The organism is Devosia ginsengisoli (assembly GCF_024707105.1).
GTDB classification, from domain to species: Bacteria; Pseudomonadota; Alphaproteobacteria; order Rhizobiales; family Devosiaceae; genus Devosia; species Devosia ginsengisoli_A.
This window is the reverse complement of sequence record NZ_JANQAJ010000013.1, coordinates 83,968-98,186: the sequence shown is the minus strand read 5'-3', so window position 1 is coordinate 98,186 and position 14,219 is coordinate 83,968. Positions and strand designations below refer to the sequence as shown.

Sequence of the window (14,219 nt, the reverse complement as noted above, 5' to 3'; positions counted from 1 at the left end):
GCATCAAACTAGACTGTCCAGTATGATTGTCAAGTGGACTGGAGCTGATGCGATTTGATAGAATCAAGACACCGGCTCTATCTCCTTGATGTCGCGTGGTTTTTGCGGGAAATCGGTTCCCGCTTTTCCGCACGATGCTCTGGCTGGAGATGATGATGGCTGTGGAAGAAGACGCGGTGCCGGTGGAAGCAGGGCGCTCCGAGCGCAAGCGTCAGGCGGTGCTGGCGGCGGCGACGGAGACCTTTCTCAAGGCGGGCTATCTCGGAGCCAATATGGACGAGATCGCCGCCATGTCCGGCGTGTCCAAGCAGACCGTCTACAAGAATTTCGGCAGCAAGGAAGCGTTGTTCATCGAGGTCGTGACCTCGATGACCGGGGCGGCAGACCTGCGTGTGCATACGGCGCCGGCCGAGCCTGACAGTGCCGAGGCACTGGAGCAATTCCTGTTCGACTATGCCCACCGGCAGCTCTCTGTGGTGATGACGCCGCGGCTGATGCAGTTGCGCCGGCTGGTGATCGGGGAAGTCAGCCGGTTTCCCGATCTGGCGCAGGTGCTGTATGAGCGCGGGCCGCAACGAGCCATGCAGGTGCTGGCGGGGATTTTCGGGCGGCTCGACGGACGCGGATTGCTGGCCTGTCCGGAACCGGAGGTTGCCGCGACCAATTTCAACTGGCTGGTCATGGCCGAACCGGTCAATCGCGCCATGCTGATGGGCGATGGCGAATTGCCTGATGATGCGCAATTGCGGGTCGTGGCAAAGGAAGCGGTGCGGGTGTTTTTGGCAGCCTACGGGCGTCAGGGCTCGTAGCCATAAAGCCAGGCCAGCCGACGCAGGTGGCCGCGGCTGCCTTGCAGGGCAATTACGGTGTTGCGGGCCAGGCTCAATGGCCATGGCAGGTGGAAAATGCGGCCATTGGCGGCCGAGATGCCTGCGGCGCGGGCCGTGCGGCGCTGGCGGCTCTCGTGGTATTTTTCGAAGGCGGTTTCGGCATTGGACTCGGTGATGAGCAAGGGAGCGAGGGTGGCCGCATCCTCAATGGCCATGGCGGCACCCTGGGCCTGGAATGGCACCATGGCGTGGGCCGCATCGCCGACGAGGCCGATATTGCCGTTGTGCCATGATGGCGCGGCAACGGTGTAGAGCGGCCAGGAGGTCCATTCGCCTGCCGTCTCGATGATCGAGGAGAGGAGAGGCCAGCTTGTGATGCTCTGCGGCAGGGTGGGGCTTTCTCCTTTATCCGACGGATTTCGCTGGGGGGCGAACAGGGCCAAGTTTACCTGACCGCGATGGGGGAGGGGATAAGTCACCGCGTGAAAATCGCGTGCGAGGAATACCGAGACGCGGTCTAGCGGCAATTTGTCTTTGACTGCAGGGGCTTGCAGCAGAGTGCGCCAGGCGGCGCTGTTGGCGTAGCGGGCTGGCGGGCCACCGATTATGTCGGTGCGGGTGCGGGAATGGACGCCGTCGGCGCCGATGAAGGCCTGGCCGCGGCCGGTGCGGGTCTGGCCGTTGGCCTCGTCGATGGAAACGGTGACGCCGCGGGCATGGGAGACCACGTCCCAATTACGGACACCGAAGACGATGTCGATATTGGCGAAACGCCGGCAGGCCTTGTAGAGCGCGTCGGCGAGGTCGGCGCGGTGCATGACGGCATAGGGGGCGCCGAAGCGCTGCTGCATGATGGCGCCAAGCTCCAGCGTCACCAGCGGATCGGGGCGGCGATAGGGGTAGATATCGATGCCTGATGGCTCGAGGCTGCGGGCGGAAAGGGCGTGGTCCAGGCCGAGATTATCGAGGATTTTCCGGGCGTTAGGGCTGACTTGCAGGCCAGCGCCGAATTCGGAAATGGTGAGGCTGCGCTCGAGGATGACGACGGTGGCGCCAAATTTGGCGAGCGCCAAAGCGAGTGTCATGCCAGCGATTCCCGCGCCGGCTATGTAATAGGTGCGGCCCGTGCCGGGCATGGCGGATGCTTAGGCGGCGTCGTCGGCGCGGAAGACCGCGGAGGGCGGGTTGGACATACCGGGCGCCAGACGCGAATTGTAGACGTAATGCGTTGAACAATAAGAACAAACCGCCTCGTTATCCTTGCCCATGTCGATATAGATATGGGGATGATCAAAGGGCGGCAGGGCGCCGACGCACTGGAATTCCTTGGACCCGACCTCGATCTGGCGAAGGCCTTCGGTATTGTGGAAATGGGGCGTGGTGCCGTGGGCCATGGCGAGAAAAACCTGTTTGATTTGCGCGGACCATATGCCAAGGACGGGGGGCAAGGAAAGGCCCCGGAGACACTCTTCGAACCAGTCCACACCCCACCGCATTTGGCGGCTTAATGCTAACACACTGTTAGCATCGACGAGCGGAACCTGCGAATGGCGAGCTTTCAATCCGACGGCCTGACACTGGCCTATGAATCCTTCGGCACAGGGCTTCCCGTGCTCTGCATCCACGGCTTCGCCTCGAGCGGCAAGGTTAACTGGATCGACACCGGATGGGTGGAGACGCTGACCGGGGCGGGGTATCGCGCCATCGTGCTCGACAACCGGGGGCACGGGAATTCGGACAAGCCGCATGACCCCGAGCGATACTATCCGGGGGATATGTCGCGCGATGCGGTGGCACTGCTCGACCATCTCGGCATCGAGCGCGTGGCCATTCTAGGCTATTCGATGGGTGCGCGGATAAGTGCGTTCCTGGCCTTCGAGCATCCGGAGCGGGTGGCCTGCGCCATCTTCGGCGGCATGGGTATGAACCTGGTCAACGGGCTGACCGACGGCAATGACATCATAGCCGGCTTGCTGGCGCCATCGCTGGACGACCTGACCCACAGGACCGCGCGGCAGTTCCGCATTTTCGCCGACCATACCGGGTCCGACCGGGAAGCGCTGGCCGCCTGCATGGAAACCTCGCGCCAGGCCATGGCGCGGGCCGATGTGCGGCGGATCGACGTGCCGGTGCTGGTGGCGGTGGGGGAAGCCGATGTGATGGCCGGCTCGCCCGAGGCGCTGGCGGACCTGCTGCCGCAGGCCGAGGCTTTCGTCATTCCCAAGCGGGACCATATGCGTGCCACGGGCGACAAGGCGTTCAAGGCCGCAGCACTGGGCTTCCTGGGCAGGAATTTCGTCTGAGACAGCTAAATGTGAACCAAACCATGCGTCCGGGCTTTGTCCTGGAGCATCATATGGCTTATATCGGTGTTTCTCGATGAAGCGGAGACTCGCCCATGTCCAGCAGCGCCAGGAAATCGGCAGAGATCAAGACGGTTGACCCCGTATGGGACGCCGTGCGGGCCGGGGCGCGGCAGATCGTGGCGGCCGAGCCATCGCTGTCGAGCATGGCGATTTCGGCGATTCTCAATCACGACACGTTCGAGCAGGCGCTGGCGCATCGGCTGGCGGCGCGCTTGAATCATGACGACGTGTCGGCCGACCTGATCCGGCAGGCCTTTGCCGAGACGCTGAGCGATGCGCCCGAAATCGGGGAAATGGCGCGGGTGGACCTGGCGGCGACGCTGGAGCGCGACCCGGCCTGCCACCGCGCCATCGAGCCGCTGCTGTTCTTCAAGGGCTACCAGGCCATCCAGACGCATCGTTTCGCCCATGCCATGTACAAGGCGGGACGGCGGGACTTCGCGCTTTACCTGCAGAGCCGGGCCAGCCAGGTTTTCCAGGTGGATATCAACCCGGCGGTGCCGATGGGGCGGGGCATCATGCTCGACCATGGTACGGGGCTGGTGATCGGCGAGACGGCCGTGGTCGGCGACAATGTGTCGATGCTGCAGAATGTGACGCTGGGCGGCACGGGGAAATCCGACCAGGACCGCCACCCCAAGATCGGCAATGGCGTGCTGATCGGGGCGGGGGCCAAGGTGCTGGGCAATATCAGGATCGGGGATTGCTCGCGCATCGGGGCCGGCTCGGTGGTGCTCAAGGAAGTGCCGCCGCGGGTAACCGTGGCGGGCGTGCCGGCCAAGGTGATCGGGGAAGCGGGCTGCGCGCAGCCGGCGCTGGTGATGGATCAGGTTGTGCTGGTCCATGATCTGAACGGCTGAAGAGTCTTGGTGGGGATACCCCTCCCAGCCTCCCCTGATAGGGGGAGGAATTCGGCCGGTGGCTTGGTATCGCAATGCTCTCGCAACCCCGGCAGGTGGTTTGTTCCCGCTAAAATGCCACCAGTCAGGGGTTGTATGCGTTGTCAGGGTGACTAGATTGCCGGCTCAACGCAAATCAGCAGGACACCGACAGTGAACCATCCCGAGATCATCAAGCTGCAGAAGTTCCTGCAGTTGAAGTTCAACAACAAGAACATCGACGTGCGGCCGCGCGCTAAGCTCAACGATTCCGTCGAAGTGTTCATTGGCGATGAATCGATCGGGCTCATTCATGTGGACGACGAGGACGGGGACATTTCGTACATCTTCAACATGTCGATCCTGGATATCGATCTGGATGAGGTGAGCTGAGGCTCACGTTTTTTGGGGATACCCCCTCCTAGCCTCCCCCTGACAGGGGAGGAATCCGCGCGGTGGGCGCGACTTCCTTGTGCCCCTCACCAAGCCCTTATAGTGCCCAGCCAGCGCTGCATTTCCGGGTCGAACTGGCGCCAGGACTGCAGGATCGCGGCGTCGAAGGTGTAGACGGCGGCGATGCCGCTGGGGAGATAGACGGTGCGGACGCATTGGGTGGCGGCATCGGGGGCGAGGGGTTGTTCGCATTTGGCGACGAAGGGAGCGGGCGAGAGGGCGTCGTACCAGACGCTTTCGCCGGCATAGCCATTGCCCCCAAGCATGGGTTTTCCTACCAGGCCCGGCACCCCGCCAAGGGTTTCATCGGCGAATTGATGCAGATAGACGCGGTCGAGCAGGCTGGCGCTGGCCCGGACGCGGCTGCGCGGCAGCAGGGTTATATCGACCGGGGAGGGCGTTTCGACGCCTTCGGGCGCATAGGAAATGCGCAGGTCGATCTGGCTGGTGAAGCCGTCACGGATCTGCTCGCCATAGCGGAACCAGGATGTGGGTATCGCCAATTCGCGGCCTGAAAGGGTCTGCGAAACGGGCTCTCCATCATCGAGCGCAGGAGCCGGGACGCGGTTGGTCTGGCTCAGGCTGTCGATGAGATACGCCGCTCCCACAGCCAGCAGCAGCACGAGAACGGCGATTCCGGCAAGGTTATAGGCCAGCGAGGACGGGCCGGAATGGCCGGCGGCAGGCGCCGATTGTGGGTGCATCTCCAGCATTAACCAAATCAGCCAAGGGGACGTGACAGGTCATAGGGCGGACAATATGCTTAATGAAGTGTTAACGGATGGCTGCGGGGACGGATTGGTATGACCAAGGAATTGCTGCTCGCGGCCTTTCTGATCGGTGTTGGCCTGTGCATAGCGGGGGCGGGGACGCATCTCTATCAATGGCTGGCGCGCCAGCAGGCCATGCTGCGCTATGACGGCAAGACCTTCATCAGTTCCATGGGCAACCTGGCGATGAGCTTCATCTGCGGCCCTTACATCATGCTGCAGATGGGCTGGCAGCATGAGGAAGACGGCACGATTTCCATGACGTCGGCGCTGGTTTCGGCCGTGGTGGCGTTCGGCTGGGCGTTCCTGACCGGGCTGCTGTTCATGGGCGTTTATGTGGCGCTGCGGTTTTAGGGCGACGGTCTCTGGTTTTCAAAGCAATGAGGCCAGCTTCGGGGCTCGAAGCTGGCCTCATTCATCAGACCCCTATCAGGGATAGGCTTTGGGCGGGGTCCGGAAATCCGAAGCTCTGTCTTAGTTGATGCCGGCGGTGACGGTCACGATATCGCGGGTGTCGATCATGTCGACCCACTGGCCGGCATTGGCCTGGGACTGGCGCTTGATGAACTTGTAGGGGGTCTGGCTCCACAGGTCGATCGAACCGATCTGGTTGTCGAGCACGAGGTCGCCGCGGTCGGTGCGGACCAGCAGCACGGCATGGCCTTCGCCATTGGCCTGCTTGACCACCGAGATCAACAGGGTGCTGGCGGGCCAGCCGGCATCGATCAGCGCGCGGCGCTTGGCCAGGACATAGTCCTCGCAATCGCCATAGCCGTTGGGATAGGTCCAGAATTCGGCGACCTGGTAGAGGTCCTGGTCGGTGACCGGGATGACGGCCTGGTTGATGCCGGCATTGACGGTCAGCAACTGCTGCCACAGGCCTTCGTCCAGCGACACAGCGGCGACGGGATTGGCATTGGGGCCGCATTCATCGGGACGGCTGCGGCAGAATTCGGCATGGCCCACCGGAATGGAGGTGGTGCCGCCCATGGTCTGCACAAAGGCGACATTGGTGGTGTCGAAAGCCTGCGCGGGACTGGTGACAGCAAGTGCCAGAAGGGCACTCATGAGCGCGGCTGCCAGTCCTTTCGTGTTGAAACGCATTGTGTGATCTCCCTGATGGAGACCACGTTAGGCGGCGCAACTTAGGGCGATCGGAAAAGTGCCACGCAGTTTTTATGCATGTTTTATCGATTGAATTTGGAAGGGGTTAACCATGGCGGCGTGGTGCCACGCCCTCGTGGTTCGACAAGCTCACCATGAGGGCTATTGAGACGCGGGCCGCTTAGTTCATGCGGAGGTTTTGCTGGATGACGGTCAGCATTTCCTGGGCGGAGGCGAATTCGACCGCGACGCCATTCTGGAAGTGGCGGACGACGCGGGCGCGCATGCGGCCCAGAGTGACCGGCGTGCCCATGGCGGGACGGACATCGAGCTCGATGGCAGCGCCGGAGAGGGAAATATCGATGATCTTGCAATTGTAGCGCCGGCCATCGTCGAGGACGACGGTGGAATGGCGGATATCGGGGACGACGCGTTCGTGGCGGCGATCCTCGGGGAGATTGAGGACATCCTTGTTGGCCAGCCAGGTGAGCTGGGCCGCCATCTTGTCGCGCTTGCGGGGCGAGGCGGCGATATCCATGAGGAAACCGCCATCGATCTGTTTGATGATGGTGCCTTCGATGCGGCCGATATGGTCGACATAGGCGATGACCTTTTCGCCCTCGATGCCGGCCACGGGGGCGATGACCACGGCGTCGCCGGGGGACATTTCGAGGATCTGGCAGGGGAATTCGCGGCGATCGGCCAGCATGTAGCGGCCGAGCACGGAGACCTGCACGCGCTGGAACCTGCTCGATTCCGCACGGGTGCGGGTCGGGGCGATGAACTGCGGGGAAGGAAGGTCGTCGCTGAGCATTCGCCGGACCATGAGGGCTTGTGTTTCCACAACAAGCTATCCGGGTTTGGTTAACGCAAAGTATTGCCGTCCGTGGTTTTGCGCAGACTGATGCCGCGCAAATTGAACGGAATCACTAGAGGAAATACTTACTGTCGACCGCCGTCGATGACGGCCAGATGGGCATAGCGGCGGGCGGTACGGCCATAGACGACGGCGGGGATGGCCAGGGGGGCCGTGGCGGCGCCGGAAAAGCTCACGTCGTTGACGACATTCGTCGCCACTTCGCGCACCGAATCCTCCATCGCCACATCATCCGGCCAGATTAGCCGCAGGCCGGTAATGCGCTGTTCGAGCACGGGCTGGACGCCGAGCCAGTAGGGTTCTTCGAGGGCGGTCATGGCGCCGAGCAGGCGTGTATGGGTCGAGCCGTTGTGGCGCAGCGGCATCAGGATGGTCTCGAAGCTGACCTTGGTATGCAGGGCCGTGGTGCCCTGGAAGGTGACGAGGGCGACGGCATGATCCTCGGTGACGGCGCGGAGCAGGGTTTCCATCGCGTCATTGTCGCGGTCGTGCCACAATGCCGAGAAAGACCGGCCCTTGAGCTCGCGGCAATAGCTGGTGCACAGATGCGAACCGGCGAGGCGGAAGGAGAATTTGTCGCTCTCGTCGAGCTCGAGAATGAAGGTATTGGCCAGGGCGTCGCGGATGCGCGTGGGGTCGATATCCTTGCGGTCGGGGGCGCTGCGCGCTCCGCGTATGGAATTCCAGTAATCGTAAAGCGTCCTGGTGCTCGTCTTCTGCATAGTATGTTCTCGACCGCCACGGATCGACGGGCGCTCTCCCCAAGGAACGCAGCCGCCGCAGGGACGACTTTGGCAAAAGCGCAGGGCAAAAGCGCTCTTAAAGAACAGTTAAGGTTAACGTCACCGGGGCAATGTGGAAAACAGAAGCGTAAGGCGCGGGGCACCAGCGAGTCGGAGTGAAGTGATGAGTGAACAAGGTCAGGCACCGGAAAATCCGCAGCAGCAGGGGCGAGAGCCCGTTTTCCTGTTGCCGGGCGATGTGACGGCGGTTCTCGGCCTGCTGGTGGCTGTTCACCTGGCATCAACCTTGGTGCTTAACCAGGCGGGGCAGATGCAACTGGTGTTCTGGTTCGCCTTCCAGCCGCTGCGTATCATTGCGGGACTGGACGATCTCTCGCTGGCCGTGCCGCTGATCTGGACGCCGTTCAGCCACGCGCTGCTGCATGCCGGCTGGGAGCATCTGCTGGTCAATGCGGCGTGGTTCGCCATTTTCGCGACGCCGGTATCGCGGCGCTACGGGGCTGGGCCGATGCTGGCGATCTTCTTCGTATCGGCGGCAGCGGGGGCGGCCCTGTTCGCGGCGACCACGCTCTATTCGGGGGCCTATCTCATCGGCGCTTCGGGCGGCGTGGCGGGACTGACCGGGGCAGCGATGCGTTTCATCTTCCAGCCCGTCATCGTGGCGCAGCATCCCGAAACGGGGGAGCGGGTGGTTTTGGGGCGGCGGTTGGCGAGTTTTTCGGACCTGTGGCGAGACAAGCGGGCCAGCATGTTCATCCTGATCTGGGTGGTGCTGAATGCGGCGGTGCCGCTGCTGCCGCTGGTGACCGGGATGGCCATGTCGATCGCCTGGCAGGCGCATCTGGGCGGGTTTTTCGCCGGGATATTGATGGTGGGACTGTTCGAGCGGAAGAGCTAGGGACAGGAGGATCGTGCCACGCCCTCGTGGTTCGAGGGTCGCTGCGCTCCCGCCTCACCATGAGGGCTACTTGTAGCGCGGTATTTCAGTAGCCCTCATGGTGAGGTGCGCTTCTTCAGCGCCTCGAACCACGAGGGCGTGCCTCAATGGCCGTAGACGTCCTTCGGATCGAACAGTTTTGGCAGGCCGCGGTCTTCCAGCGCGACCGTGCCATTGCTGACCACTGCGCGGCGGTAGAAACAGGATTTGCGGCCGGTGTGGCAGGCGGCGCCGCGGCCGGTCTGGTTGACCACGAGGACGATGGCGTCCTGGTCGCAATCGATGCGGAGTTCGACGACCTGTTGCAGTTCGCTGGAGGTTTCGCCCTTCTTCCAGATCTTGCCGCGGGAGCGGGACCAGTAGTGGGCCACGCCGGTCTCCAATGTGAGCGACAGGGCTTCGGCATTCATGTGGGCCAGCATCAGCACTTCATTGGTGCCGGCTTCTGTCGTGACGACGGTCACGAGCCCAGCGGCGTCGAAGCGGGGGGCGAAGGCGGTGCCTTCTTCAAGCTCGGCGTGGGAGAGGGGGGCGGGGTCGGTGAAGGTCAGGGTCATGGGGTTTCATACCGCGTGCCATGGCAGCGAAGAAGAAGATTTTTGTGGGATACCCCCCTCCTAGCCTCCCCCTGACAGGGGGAGGAACAGATCGCGCTTGGGCACTATATTGGCACAGCCACCATGCGGCTCCTCCCCCTATCAGGGGGAGGTCGGGAGGGTACTTCGATCTATCGCTCTCAGCGTTTGCCGATCATGGCGAAGAAGCGGTCCTGTTCGACGCGGTCTTCGGCGAAGACGCCGGTGAAGCGGTGGGTGACCGTGGCGGCGCCGTGGGCGTGGACGCCGCGCATGGACATGCACATATGCTCGGCTTCGAGCATGACGGCGGCGCCGCGGGGGCCGAGATGTTCGTTGATGGCGTCGATGATCTGCGCGGTCAGGTTTTCCTGGGTCTGGAGACGCCGGGCGAAGACGTCCACCAAGCGGGCAAGCTTGGAAAGGCCGACGACGCCGTCATGCGGCAGGTAGGCGATGTGGGCCTTGCCGATAAAGGGCACCATATGGTGCTCGCAATGGGAGCTGAAGGGGATATCCTTGACCAGAACGATATCGTCGTAGCCGCCGACTTCCTTGAAGGTCTTGGAGAGGATGGTCTTGGCGTCCTGCTCGTAGCCGGCGAAGAATTCGCCATAGGCGCGGGTGACGCGGCCGGGCGTTTCGAGCAGGCCTTCGCGCGTCGGATCGTCGCCGGCCCAGGCGATAAGTGTGCGCACGGCGGCTTCGGCTTCTTCCTGGCTGGGGCGGCGCGGCTGCTTGCTATCGGCAGGCTGATTGGGCAGCGGGTTGACGCGGGCGTCCATCGGCGGTTCCTTTTCGCTTCGATGCGCATTGGATGCGCCAAGCGTGGATTGGTTCCCGGCGCATTTCATGCTCCGGATTCTTTTTGGTCGCGCTTCCGAACCGCAAACTGGCGGCCACTTTTGCTGGAAGCGCTCCAAAGGGCGCGTTTGTTGATGGCGGCCCGCTTCGGAGCCCCTATATAAGTTGTGGCGGCGGTAGCGACAAGAAACAGAATTGCCCGTTTGATGGAACTTAGCGATCTCTATTCCCAGAAGATTCTCGACCTGGCCGGCAATGCGCCGCAGCCGGGGCGGCTTGATGATGCCGATGCCAGCGCGCGCAAGGTGAGCCGGGTCTGCGGCTCGGTGATCGAGGTCGATGTGCGCGTGCGGGACGGCGTAATCACCGGCTATGGGCACGAAATCTCGGCCTGCGCGCTGGGGCAGACTTCGGCGGCGGTGGTGGCAAGGGAGATTGTCGGGACCCCGGTAGGCGAGTTCCGGCAGGTGCGCGCGCAGATGCATGCCATGCTCAAGGAGAATGGCGCGCCGCCCGATGGCAAATGGGACGATCTGCGGTTTCTGGAGCCGGTGCGGGACTATTCGGCGCGGCATATGTCGACGCTGCTGGTGTTTGATGCGGTGGTTGAGGCAATCGAAAAAGCCGAGTCGGTTGAATCGGTTGCGGCGACCGGCTGATGGATCGAGTCAGCGACCTGTTCTGGCGGGCGGTGGACCTGCCGTTCAAATTCGCGGCGGTGCTGCTGATCAGTCTCTATCGCTATACATTCTCGGCCTTCATGGGGCGGACGTGCCGGCATTTGCCGACCTGCTCGGAATATACGCGCGACGCGATCTGGCAGTTCGGCTTCTGGCCGGGGGGCTGGATGGGGCTGGCACGGTTCTGGCGCTGCCGGCCGGGTGGAACGCATGGCTACGATCCGGTGCCGGAGACGGTGCCGGAGAGCGCGCGGTGGTATGCGCCATGGCGCTATGGGACGTGGAGGGAGCTGGGGCATGAGCACGATCATTAGCGGGACCTGCCTGTGCGGCGCGGTGCGATATGAAGTGCCGGACGAATTTCACGCTGCCTTCAATTGCCATTGTTCGCGGTGCCGGCGCGCTACGGGTTCGGCCTTCAAGCCGATGGCGGCGATCGTGTTCGAGAAGATCAGCCTCGTGCAGGGGCAGGACGACGTACTGATCTATGGCGAGCCGCAAGGCACGCACGACGTGCATTGCCGGCATTGCGGCTCGTTTCTCTATTCGTATATCGCCGAGAACGGGAATGGCCATGTGGCCATGGGCACGATGGTGGATGCGCCGAGCATCAGGCCGCAATTCCATATGTTCGTGGGGTCGAAGGCGCCGTGGTTCGAGATTACGGATAGTCTGCCGCAGTTCGAGGGGCTGCCCGGGTAGGGGCTGCGGGGCGGGCTTTGCCCGCAAGTGCTTGTTGGATACCCCCTAACCTCCCCCTGACAGGGGGGAGGAACAGATCGCGTTTTTGGCGGTGTTGGCTGGAATTGCGCGGAAACCGTGCTAGACAGGCCGCCCTGTAGTGATTTCCACTACATCATCCCAATTTCTGGAGACCTGAAATGACGATCAAGGTGACGTTCCCCGACGGTGCAGCTCGCGACTATGCGCGTGGCACCACCGGGACCACCGTGGTCGAGGGCATCTCCAAGAGCCTGGCCAAGAAGACGGTGGCGATGCGCTGGAATGGCGTGTTGAGCGACCTCAGCGATGCGCTGGAAGAAGACGGCAAGATCGAATTCGTGACGCGGGACAGCGGGTCCAAGGATGTGCTGGAGCTGATCCGGCACGATGCCGCACACGTGCTTGCCGAGGCCGTGCAGGAGCTGTGGCCCGGTACGCAGGTGACGATCGGGCCTGTCATCGAGAATGGCTTCTATTACGACTTCAAGCGGGACGAGCCGTTTTCGGAAGAGGATTTCCCCGCCATCGAGAAGAAGATGGCCGAAATCATCGACCGCGGCGCGGCCTTTACCAAGGAAATCTGGACGCGCGACCAGGCCAAGGAATTCTTCCGGGCCCGGGGCGAGGCGTTCAAGGTGGAACTGGTGGATGCCATTCCGGCTGACCAGTCCTTGAAGATGTACAAGCAGGGGCAGTGGATCGACCTCTGCCGCGGGCCGCATATGCGGAGCGTCAAGGATGTCGGCACGGCGTTCAAGCTGACCAAGGTGGCGGGCGCCTATTGGCGCGGCGACAGCAACAATCCGGTGCTGAGCCGCATCTATGGCACGGCCTTTGCAACCAGGGACGAGCTGGATGCCTATCTGCACATGGTGGAGGAGGCCGAGAAGCGCGACCATCGCAAGATCGGCCAGGAAATGGACCTCTACCATTTCCAGCCGGAGGCGCAGGGCAGCGTGTTCTGGCACCCGAAGGGCTATGTGCTCTACAACCAGATGGAGGCGTATATCCGCCGCCGGCTCAATTCGTCGGGCTATGTGGAGGTGAAAACCCCGCAGTTGATGAGCTCGAAGTTCTGGGAGGCGTCGGGGCACTGGGGCAAGTATCGCGAGAACATGTTCGTGGTGCCCGACGAAGTGCCCGGCACGGAAGAGGAAGGGCCGGTTCTGAGTGGCACGGGCGAGTTGATGGCGCTCAAGCCGATGAATTGCCCGGCGCATATCCAGATCTTCAACCAGGGTATCAAGAGCTACCGTGACCTGCCTTTGCGCATGGCGGAATTCGGCTGCTGCCATCGCAATGAGGCGCATGGGGCGCTGCATGGGCTGATGCGCGTGCGGCAGATGACGCAGGACGATGCGCATATCTTCTGCCGGGAAGACCAGATCCAGAGCGAGACCGAGCATTTCGTGCATCTGCTCTATTCGGTCTATGGCCATATGGGCTTCGACAATGTGGTGATCAAACTCGCCACGCGGCCGGAAAAGTTCGGCGGCACCATCGAGCGCTGGGACGCGGCCGAGAAGGCGCTGGGCGATGCTTTGCGCGCGACCGGGTACGATTTCGAGATCGCAGAGGGCGAGGGGGCCTTCTATGCGCCCAAGCTGGAATTCCACCTCAAGGACGCGATCGGGCGCTCGTGGCAGGTGGGGACGCTGCAGCTCGACTATGTGCTGCCGGAACGGCTGGACGCGACTTATGTGGCCGAGGATGGATCGCGAAAGTATGCTGTCATGCTGCACCGGGCGATTTTGGGATCGCTGGAGCGGTTCATCGGCATGATGATCGAGAACTATGCCGGCAAGATGCCGATGTGGCTGGCGCCGACCCAGGTGGTGGTGGCGACCATCGTGTCGGAAGCGGATGAGTATGCCCAGAAGCTGGTGAACCAGCTCAAGGCGGCGGGCATCCGGGCCGAGCTCGATACCCGCAACGAGAAGATCAACTACAAGGTGCGCGAGCATTCGGTGGGCAAGGTGCCGCTGCTGTTCGTGGTCGGCAAGCGCGAGGCCGAGGAGGGCACGGTTTCGGTGCGCCGGCTCGGCACCGAGGGGCAGAAAGTGGAGCCCTTCATGGATGCGCTGGTCGCGCTGATGGCGGAAGCCACTGCGCCTGACCTCAAGGCCGCAAAGGCAGCCTGATGCCGCAGCGACCGTCCAATCGCGAAATCAAGGCCCTGACGCATCTCGGCGAAGAGAATGCGTTGGGGCCTGGCGATTTCAAGGATATCGGCGAGAAGGTGTTCGCCGGCATGCTGAAGAAGGGCTGGGTTGTCGAGGCCGAAGGAATGCCGGGAAAGTACCGGGCGACGATCAAGGGGCTGACCGTGCATGAGGGCGAGATCATTTTCGCTGGACGGTATCGGAACTAGAACGGCGAAGGTGAGTCTTTGTTGGGATACCCCCTCCTAACCTCCCCCTGATAGGGGAGGAATCTGGCTGGTGGGCGTGGCAATGTTGTGCCGCAAGCTGGATCTGTT

The 14,219-nt window shown here is 62.6% G+C and carries 19 protein-coding genes; 11 read left to right on the top strand and 8 right to left on the bottom strand.

The window, feature by feature from the left end; genetic code table 11:
* The first annotated feature begins 155 nt into the window (after nucleotides 1–155).
* Complete coding sequence (locus NVV79_RS20515) at nucleotides 156–809, top strand: TetR/AcrR family transcriptional regulator (RefSeq protein WP_303993487.1); 654 nt, start codon at nucleotides 156–158, stop codon at nucleotides 807–809.
* Here NVV79_RS20515 and NVV79_RS20510 read toward each other — a convergent pair.
* The gene (locus NVV79_RS20510; RefSeq protein ID WP_303993484.1) at nucleotides 797–1,966 is read right to left on the bottom strand and encodes an FAD-dependent monooxygenase; all 1,170 of its coding nucleotides are present in this window, start codon (nucleotides 1,964–1,966) and stop codon (nucleotides 797–799) included. The two genes, NVV79_RS20515 and NVV79_RS20510, sit on opposite strands and share 13 nt — an antisense overlap.
* Nucleotides 1,967–1,975: 9 nt before the next feature.
* On the bottom strand, nucleotides 1,976–2,224 hold the full coding sequence (locus NVV79_RS20505; RefSeq protein WP_303993481.1) for a zinc-finger domain-containing protein: 249 nt from the start codon (nucleotides 2,222–2,224) through the stop codon (nucleotides 1,976–1,978).
* Nucleotides 2,225–2,377: 153 nt separating this feature from the next.
* On the opposite strand from NVV79_RS20505, the gene NVV79_RS20500 reads away from it, so the two are divergent.
* The 3 genes from NVV79_RS20500 to NVV79_RS20490 all read left to right on the top strand — a co-directional run bounded on the left by NVV79_RS20500 (nucleotide 2,378) and on the right by NVV79_RS20490 (nucleotide 4,467).
* Nucleotides 2,378–3,133: an alpha/beta fold hydrolase gene (locus NVV79_RS20500; RefSeq protein WP_303993479.1), complete on the top strand. Its 756-nt coding sequence runs from the start codon at nucleotides 2,378–2,380 to the stop codon at nucleotides 3,131–3,133.
* Nucleotides 3,134–3,228: 95 nt separating this feature from the next.
* Entirely contained in the window at nucleotides 3,229–4,056 is an 828-nt protein-coding gene (gene cysE / locus NVV79_RS20495; protein ID WP_303993476.1) for a serine O-acetyltransferase, read from the top strand.
* Nucleotides 4,057–4,248: 192 nt separating this feature from the next.
* Nucleotides 4,249–4,467, top strand: a complete 219-nt coding sequence (locus tag NVV79_RS20490) for a DUF3126 family protein (RefSeq protein ID WP_146289396.1) — start codon at nucleotides 4,249–4,251, stop codon at nucleotides 4,465–4,467.
* An 86-nt stretch (nucleotides 4,468–4,553) separates the two neighbouring features.
* Here NVV79_RS20490 and NVV79_RS20485 read toward each other — a convergent pair whose 3' ends face one another.
* Nucleotides 4,554–5,240 (bottom strand): hypothetical protein, encoded by a 687-nt coding sequence (locus NVV79_RS20485; protein ID WP_303993473.1) that lies wholly within the window; start codon nucleotides 5,238–5,240, stop codon nucleotides 4,554–4,556.
* 90 nt (nucleotides 5,241–5,330) lie between these two features.
* Here NVV79_RS20485 and NVV79_RS20480 point away from each other — a divergent pair, with 90 nt between their 5' ends.
* The gene (locus tag NVV79_RS20480) at nucleotides 5,331–5,651 is read left to right on the top strand and encodes a hypothetical protein (protein ID WP_303993470.1); all 321 of its coding nucleotides are present in this window, start codon (nucleotides 5,331–5,333) and stop codon (nucleotides 5,649–5,651) included.
* Between the two features lie 120 nt (nucleotides 5,652–5,771).
* Here the strand turns inward: NVV79_RS20480 and NVV79_RS20475 are convergent, their stop codons facing one another.
* The 3 genes from NVV79_RS20475 to NVV79_RS20465 form a co-directional block, all read right to left on the bottom strand.
* Nucleotides 5,772–6,401 carry a transglutaminase-like cysteine peptidase gene (locus NVV79_RS20475; protein ID WP_303993467.1) on the bottom strand — a complete coding sequence of 210 codons (630 nt, stop codon included), beginning with the start codon at nucleotides 6,399–6,401 and terminating at the stop codon, nucleotides 5,772–5,774.
* 181 nt (nucleotides 6,402–6,582) lie between these two features.
* Entirely contained in the window at nucleotides 6,583–7,215 is a 633-nt protein-coding gene (locus NVV79_RS20470; protein WP_303993464.1) for a PilZ domain-containing protein, read from the bottom strand.
* Between the two features lie 128 nt (nucleotides 7,216–7,343).
* Nucleotides 7,344–8,000, bottom strand: coding sequence for a PAS domain-containing protein (locus NVV79_RS20465; RefSeq protein ID WP_303993462.1), 657 nt, complete (start codon nucleotides 7,998–8,000; stop codon nucleotides 7,344–7,346).
* A 184-nt stretch (nucleotides 8,001–8,184) separates the two neighbouring features.
* Here NVV79_RS20465 and NVV79_RS20460 point away from each other — a divergent pair, with 184 nt between their 5' ends.
* Nucleotides 8,185–8,919, top strand: a complete 735-nt coding sequence (locus NVV79_RS20460) for a rhomboid family intramembrane serine protease (protein ID WP_303993459.1) — start codon at nucleotides 8,185–8,187, stop codon at nucleotides 8,917–8,919.
* Between the two features lie 143 nt (nucleotides 8,920–9,062).
* On the opposite strand, the gene hisI is transcribed toward NVV79_RS20460, so the two are convergent.
* Both hisI and folE read right to left on the bottom strand, forming a co-directional pair.
* Nucleotides 9,063–9,515, bottom strand: a complete 453-nt coding sequence (gene hisI / locus NVV79_RS20455; RefSeq protein ID WP_303993457.1) for a phosphoribosyl-AMP cyclohydrolase — start codon at nucleotides 9,513–9,515, stop codon at nucleotides 9,063–9,065.
* Between the two features lie 179 nt (nucleotides 9,516–9,694).
* Nucleotides 9,695–10,318 carry a GTP cyclohydrolase I FolE gene (folE, locus tag NVV79_RS20450; RefSeq protein ID WP_303993454.1) on the bottom strand — a complete coding sequence of 208 codons (624 nt, stop codon included), beginning with the start codon at nucleotides 10,316–10,318 and terminating at the stop codon, nucleotides 9,695–9,697.
* Between the two features lie 225 nt (nucleotides 10,319–10,543).
* On the opposite strand from folE, the gene NVV79_RS20445 reads away from it, so the two are divergent.
* From NVV79_RS20445 to NVV79_RS20425, 5 genes are all read left to right on the top strand, one after another.
* Nucleotides 10,544–10,996 carry an iron-sulfur cluster assembly scaffold protein gene (locus NVV79_RS20445; RefSeq protein WP_303993452.1) on the top strand — a complete coding sequence of 151 codons (453 nt, stop codon included), beginning with the start codon at nucleotides 10,544–10,546 and terminating at the stop codon, nucleotides 10,994–10,996.
* Nucleotides 10,996–11,331 (top strand): membrane protein insertion efficiency factor YidD, encoded by a 336-nt coding sequence (gene yidD, locus NVV79_RS20440; protein WP_303993448.1) that lies wholly within the window; start codon nucleotides 10,996–10,998, stop codon nucleotides 11,329–11,331. Before NVV79_RS20445 ends, yidD begins: the two co-directional genes overlap by 1 nt.
* Nucleotides 11,315–11,719 (top strand): GFA family protein, encoded by a 405-nt coding sequence (locus NVV79_RS20435; protein ID WP_303993445.1) that lies wholly within the window; start codon nucleotides 11,315–11,317, stop codon nucleotides 11,717–11,719. Before yidD ends, NVV79_RS20435 begins: the two co-directional genes overlap by 17 nt.
* Before the next feature lie 179 nt (nucleotides 11,720–11,898).
* The gene (thrS, locus tag NVV79_RS20430; RefSeq protein WP_303993442.1) at nucleotides 11,899–13,881 is read left to right on the top strand and encodes a threonine--tRNA ligase; all 1,983 of its coding nucleotides are present in this window, start codon (nucleotides 11,899–11,901) and stop codon (nucleotides 13,879–13,881) included.
* Nucleotides 13,881–14,111: a hypothetical protein gene (locus NVV79_RS20425; RefSeq protein WP_303993414.1), complete on the top strand. Its 231-nt coding sequence runs from the start codon at nucleotides 13,881–13,883 to the stop codon at nucleotides 14,109–14,111. The genes thrS and NVV79_RS20425 overlap by 1 nt, the downstream gene beginning before the upstream one ends.
* The last annotated feature ends 108 nt before the right edge of the window (nucleotides 14,112–14,219 follow it).